At 47.8% G+C, this 6,136-nt stretch carries 5 protein-coding genes and 1 pseudogene; 1 reads left to right on the top strand and 5 read right to left on the bottom strand.

What is annotated here, in order from left to right:
- From Q0986_RS17110 to Q0986_RS17100, 3 genes are all read right to left on the bottom strand, one after another.
- Nucleotides 1-830: hypothetical protein (locus tag Q0986_RS17110; RefSeq protein ID WP_299413227.1), on the bottom strand; the 830-nt coding region annotated here is incomplete at its 3' end.
- Between the two features lie 31 nt (nucleotides 831-861).
- A complete protein-coding gene (locus Q0986_RS17105; RefSeq protein WP_299413225.1) occupies nucleotides 862-1,248 on the bottom strand; it encodes a VOC family protein in 387 nt (128 codons plus the stop codon).
- 5 nt (nucleotides 1,249-1,253) lie between these two features.
- Complete coding sequence (locus Q0986_RS17100) at nucleotides 1,254-2,921, bottom strand: ABC transporter ATP-binding protein (RefSeq protein ID WP_299413223.1); 1,668 nt, start codon at nucleotides 2,919-2,921, stop codon at nucleotides 1,254-1,256.
- 156 nt (nucleotides 2,922-3,077) lie between these two features.
- Here Q0986_RS17100 and Q0986_RS17095 point away from each other — a divergent pair, with 156 nt between their 5' ends.
- Nucleotides 3,078-3,710: a chorismate lyase gene (locus Q0986_RS17095; protein WP_299413220.1), complete on the top strand. Its 633-nt coding sequence runs from the start codon at nucleotides 3,078-3,080 to the stop codon at nucleotides 3,708-3,710.
- Nucleotides 3,711-3,863: 153 nt separating this feature from the next.
- Here Q0986_RS17095 and Q0986_RS17090 read toward each other — a convergent pair whose 3' ends face one another.
- A complete protein-coding gene (locus Q0986_RS17090) occupies nucleotides 3,864-4,847 on the bottom strand; it encodes an alpha/beta hydrolase (RefSeq protein WP_299413218.1) in 984 nt (327 codons plus the stop codon).
- Between the two features lie 169 nt (nucleotides 4,848-5,016).
- Nucleotides 5,017-6,021: pseudogene (locus Q0986_RS17085) on the bottom strand (saccharopine dehydrogenase NADP-binding domain-containing protein); the annotation flags it as partial.
- Nucleotides 6,022-6,136: the final 115 nt, after the last annotated feature.

The raw sequence follows: 6,136 nt of genomic DNA, 5'->3' as shown, positions 1-6,136 counted from the left end.
TTGCTTGCTAATGGATTGTGCACAACCATAAAGTCGCAACCACTTCTACTCAAATCTGGTTGCCCAACATTCGGATGATTTAGGTCATCTGCCCAGGTATAGATAACAGCTGAGATAGCTGAAATCGATGATACTTGAGGACCTTTTTGAAATAGTGTCATTGGAATGTTATCTCCAGCTTGTCGAGAGATCTCTGCTTGATACTGATGGTCTGTTTTAAGAATAGAGAGAGTCTCTCGATCGTAGTAAATGGTCTCGTAACCAAACGGAAAGAATGCCCTAACCACTCTCGGTAAATCAGATCGCTCCTTCAAGGCACTTGGAATCCTACATCCATTAATGGCTATCACACACGCATCATGCGGTCCAACAATACCTTTTTCCCGATAATGGTCGAATTTCTTGCACTTTTCCCAGAAAGCACTGGTTATCCTGAGTTTAATTTTCTCATCAGGAACAGGATGAGCACCGGGTTGTTTTTTCGGTATAGCATCAGAACTAGAGCCTTGATTGGGAGCTATTGCCTCGACCCATATATGGTGCGGTTTTACAACCTTAAAATCAGGTCCTTCGGAAGCATTTTTATTCTCTAGCTTGCATCTAGACTCCAACAGAGAGACACCAAGATATAACTCCCAAACTCTCTGGTAATAACCTTCTCCCAAATTTTGAACGAAATCTGGATCCAGCATTTCGTCAAGCCGATGCCACATCTCTGTCACATAGTTGCGTGCTTCAATGCAGTTGAAGTTATTCTCTGTTCTAACTAATTCGTAAGCTTCATCCGAACCTGGTTGGGCAAAAGGGAGGATATTAGTTAACTTTTTCAAAGGTATACCTTACCCTTAATACAAGACCATTCTAGGCTTTGGAATCACCCATATGGTCGGAGATCACAACCAAGTAACCATCCGGATCTCGAAACCAAATTTCATGCTGTTGGGCATTGGGGTTGATATGAGGTTCGGTGACAATTTCTGGACTGAGGGCTCGAACCTTGGCAACGCTGGCCTCAAAATCATCCGTGCGAAACCATAAAATCACCCTATTCCCAGGCGGTATCTCAGGATTCCACAGCCCTGGATGTTCATGCACATCCAGGCGATGCAGTTGCAGCAGCAGTTTCCCGTCAACCGTCAGCATTTCATACTCATCGCCCCCATGAGCGCTTTCACACCCCAAGAGTTGTTGGTAAAACTGGCTACTTGCTGCCACATCTTTAACGGTGATCAGCGGCTCTATTTTCATCGCGATTAACCTTCCTGAAGGCGAGCGAGTAAGGGGGCGGCTCCGAGTAGCGTTTGAGTATAGGGATGTTGAGGATTAGTGAAGATCTCTTCCGTGGGACCGATTTCAACGATTTTGCCCTTATTCATGACGGCAATGCGATCGCAAAAGAATCGCGCCACCCACAAATCATGGGTAATAAATAGGTACGTTAGGTTGAAATCATCCTTCAAGGACTGCATCAAATCCAGCACCTGGGTCTGAATACTGGCATCCAGCATACTCACGGGTTCATCACAGATCACGAGCTTGGGTTGGGTAATTAAGGCTCGTGCGATCGCCACTCGCTGCTGTTGTCCCCCCGAAATATCGCTAGGAAACCGTTGGGCATAGTCTGTGGTGGGGGTTAGCCCCACTCGCTCCAGCATGGCATGCATTTGTGACTGAGCTTCTGCAGGGGTTGCCAACTTATGAATCAGCAGCGGTTCGGCCACACTCTGACCAATCTTCATCCGAGGATTCAGACAGGCTCGTGGATCTTGGAAGATCATTTGAATTTGACGGCGACATTGCCGCAGTTCACGTTCTTCTAGAGACGTTAGCTCTAGCTTGTCAAACTGAACACTGCCTGCTGTTGGGCGCACCAGCTGCAAAATGGTGCGAGAGAGGGTGCTTTTGCCACAGCCGGACTCTCCGACCAAGCCCAGGGTCTCCCCCGTATAGATATTTAAGGTAATGCCATCTACAGCTTTGATGGCATCTGTTTGTTTAGCAAAGAGACGGGCGACAAAATTGGTTTCTAGGGTGTAATGCTGTTGCAGATCTTGCAGTTGAAGCAGCACCTCATTTTCCTGGGAGGGCTCGACCTCGGCCAGGTCTTCGGCTGCACTCGTTTGCAAATGGAGGGCCGCTTGCAGCAAAGACTGGGTGTAGGCATGTTGAGGATTCGTGAGAATTTCCTGGGCTGGCCCTAACTCGACCATTTTGCCCTGGTACATGACGGCAACGCGATCGCAATATTCACTCACCAACGCCAAGTCATGAGAAATTAACAGCAGCCCCATCTGACGCTCTTCACAGAGGCGAGTCATCTCCTTCAGAATTTGGGCGGCTACCGTCACATCCAAACTAGTGGTGGGTTCATCGGCAATCAGCATTTTGGGGTCAAGGAGAAGCGCTAAAGCAATCGCCACCCGCTGTCGCATCCCCCCACTAAACTCGTGAGGATATTGCGTCCATCGTTCTGCGGGGATATTGACGGCGTTTAGGGTATCTAAGACTTTAGTTTTGGCGTCTTCCGCAGACAGTTGAGGGCGATGGACTTTCAGGGTTTCTAGACAATGCTTTTTCACCGTTAGCAGCGGATTTAAGCGGGTCATTGGATCTTGAAAGACAAGGGCGATTTCCTCACCTCGGAATCGTTGCAAATCCTTGCCCGTCAGCGATAAAACAGATTTGCCAACAAAGTTAATCTCGCCTTCCAGTCGGGTGCCCAGCGGTAGGAGTTGCATCAGCCCCCGGCCAATGGTGGACTTACCACAGCCGGATTCTCCCACAAGTCCCAGTCGCTCACCAGCCTCTAGCTTAAAGGACACTCGGTTAACGGCCCATGTTTGGGTATCCATTTGCCCCCACTGCTGAGCATAGGCAATCTTTAGATCGTTAACATGCAGCAAGCCTGGGGAAGAACTCATATCCTATGGGCGAATAATGTGTACGTTAAGACTGTTTTCGTGGGTCAAGTTTTTACGACACCAGTATAGCCAGCAACCCTAACCGGGTCTGATTTTTGCACGCAGGGTCAAATACTGTCTATGATAAAAACATATTGAAAAGTTTTGTGAAGACCTTTGTTAGCAAACGCTGATACCAATAATCAAGCTCCCCTGACCTCCACCTGGCATCATGTAGATGTCCTATGGCAAGCCGATCAAACCCGAATTCAACCTGGCCTTCCTTATTATCAACTCTCTCCCACTTGGCAAATGTTGATTCTGGGAGATGGCTCTCCGACCCGCCATTTGCAGTTGCTCACGGGTGAGCCGACGGAAGTGGATGTGATTGATATGTCCTTTGTCGGGTCTGAGCAAGATAATGCCCCCGATTTAATTAAGGCTGTCCCTGGTCCTCGCTTACGCCGTCAGGTCTGGCTACGAACGACTTCTGGTCAACGCCTCGCCTACGCTACATCTTGGTGGGAAGCCAGCCATGTGGATGAGTATTTACAAAACCGCTCTTTACCCATTTGGGCCAGCTTGTCCCAGTCGCGGACTGAATTGTTCAGAGATATTCGTCAGGTCTTCTGTGGTCAGTCTGAAGCGTTATCTAAAGCCTTCGACCATCCGGGACCGTTTTGGGGCCGTTACTATTTGTTTTGGCATGATGGTCAGCCTCTGACTTTGATTTATGAGGTTTTCTCTCCCCATCTCAATCAATATCTAGGACCGGTCTCTAGCAATCTCCAGCCAACTCAGGTGTCATAAAAATTGGATTGACCGCTGTTTTAGCAAAACGGTTGTAAATACCAAAACGAGTGTCGTCCAATAGCCCGTTTAGCAGTTGCTAGAAGCATCAGCACACCTGTACAGGGTTTATCCCATCCGTTGAAAGACCGGTATACCATGCCTTTTATGAGGCTAAACCCTTTCAATTAAACGTCGTACCGCATCGACGATTATCTCTGGCTGATCAAGGGGGATCCAATGTCCACTCTCTTCTGCAACGATACGTTGACTATTCGAAGATAGTTTTGTGAGGTCCAATTGAAGTGCGGCCCATCGTTGGAATCTTTCTTCACTTATCCTTGGATCTTTGGCACCTTGGCTTAGCACCATCAAAGGTAAGCTGCCCAGCGATGTAACGGATTGAAGGCCTTCAAGGCTTGCTTTAGCATGGGCAAATTCGCTGGAGGCGGTTGCCCAATAGTGGGGACGGTAACAAAAGGATTTAAAGGTATCAAATAAGGTTTGTACGGCCAACGGATATTTTTGAATTTTTTGCTTAAGGACTTTAAGCATGGGTAACAGATTCATCTCTCCGATTAATCGGACCATGCCAATGTGACTGAAAATTCTCAAAACCTGATAAACCCAAGATATCCTTAGTACGCTTCTCCACATTTCAGAGGTCATCTGATGTTCATGGGAAGAATCGACTAACACTAATCCGACTACGTCTTCTGGATATTGACTCGCATACAGCCGCATATTGACGCCACCGAGGGAGTGGCCCACCAAAAGGTAGGGAGGGTTAATTCCAGCTTTGGTCAGCAGTAAATGTAAGTCATCAACGCTCTGTTGACTGGTGCGAGGTTGCCTGGGGTTAGGGTCGCTCCAACCAAAACCGGCCCGATCATAGGTGCAAACACGAGTGAATTTTGCAATTTCAGCAGGCACCATCCCCCATGCGATGGCGGGAGCACTACCCCCCGCATCCATAACAACCGTTGGTGTTCCCTGTCCAAGACAGTTGAGATGTAGACGAACTCCCCCAATATCGACCAGTTGACCGGGTGGAGGATATTTGCGTCGATCAAACGCTTGACCCACTCTCTGATAAACCATTCCCACCAATAGTCCGAGGATGAGAATGCCTAGAGACAGCACCAACCAGTTTTCCATGATTCCTAGAGCAAAGTGTGTAGACTGATTCCTCTCTCCTAGTATGTCTTTCCGAGCAATCTGTTGGTCGCATAACGACTGGCACATCACCGATCGGCGGTAATGCTTATGTCACACCTATCCCATGTGCATAAACGGATTAGGGCTTTGGTTGATTGATAGTTGTCCACTATGCCGTGACACATTCCTTTTCTTCAAACTTCAAACCATACTGATCTAGGTTTTCCAAGAGTTCATGGAGCGTAAATAATTGCTCAATATGGAATACCCCAGGAGGATATGAAGCTAGAACTAGTTTTTCAGCAACCTTGGCAGCCACTAGCCCAGTCACTCGTCCTTCCACTTCTCCCCACAGTGAACATTCATATAAGGCCCCTTGTTCTTGTGAACTCCCTCCATCTACCTTGACAGCAAAGTCGGCAGAACCCAAATGTAGTCGCTTCAACAAGCTGACCGTCAATCTTTCAACACCTTTCAGGGTCAGTAAACTGCTTACACCTATTCTGTTCAGGGCAGGAAACAAAGATGTTATCCAGGCAGAGTCAAAGCAAAGCCGTGTAGCGACACTCTGAAGTCCCAAGGTTTGTGGCAGCACATGTTGATCGGAAAAATTGAACCGATAAGCCGTTCTTTTTCCTAGCCTTCCAGGAAAAACCGTTGATTTGCCATCTGTAAAGCTTCTGACCTGTTGGGTTCCTCTATTCTCGCGAATTGAAAACTCTCGGTTCAAATTCGCCAACGTCCATTGCAGGGCCGCGTCGCCGTGAATATCTCCCATCCCCAGCAGAATGTATATGTCAGCATAGGTCATATCTGGCACCTTCGATTGACAATGCTTGACCAAAAGATTGGTTAAACCGGGGGCCAACCCTACACTTAGAACCACTGTAGCCTTTGCTGCCTCTGCTTCTGGGTTAAGCCTCTCAATCTGGGACAGAATAGAATAGCTTGCAGAAATATCAATATAGTGAATTCCGCGTTGAATACATAACCGAACAAATTCAAGACTTTCCTGGTCTAAACACATCATGACTATTCCCACATCATCCAGAGCGGTTTCATGGGTATCAATACGGGAAATATCGAGCGCCATTGGAGTGACTTGATGCTCTAATTCCAAGGCCAACGCTTTGGCTCTTTGATAGTTCCTTCCAGCTATGATGGCTTGTCCAGGGAATCGCTGACTTAACTCAACGTGAGTTCGACGCTAAACAATCGCGGCAGGGAGGGCCTTTAGCTCCTCAGGCGTCAGATCCAGAGCAGGCTTCATCGGGTGATACGAATAGGCA

Source organism: Acaryochloris sp. IP29b_bin.148, from assembly GCF_028285565.1.
In the GTDB taxonomy this organism is placed as follows: domain Bacteria; phylum Cyanobacteriota; class Cyanobacteriia; order Thermosynechococcales; family Thermosynechococcaceae; genus Acaryochloris.
This window is presented reverse-complemented; position numbering and strand designations above follow the sequence as displayed.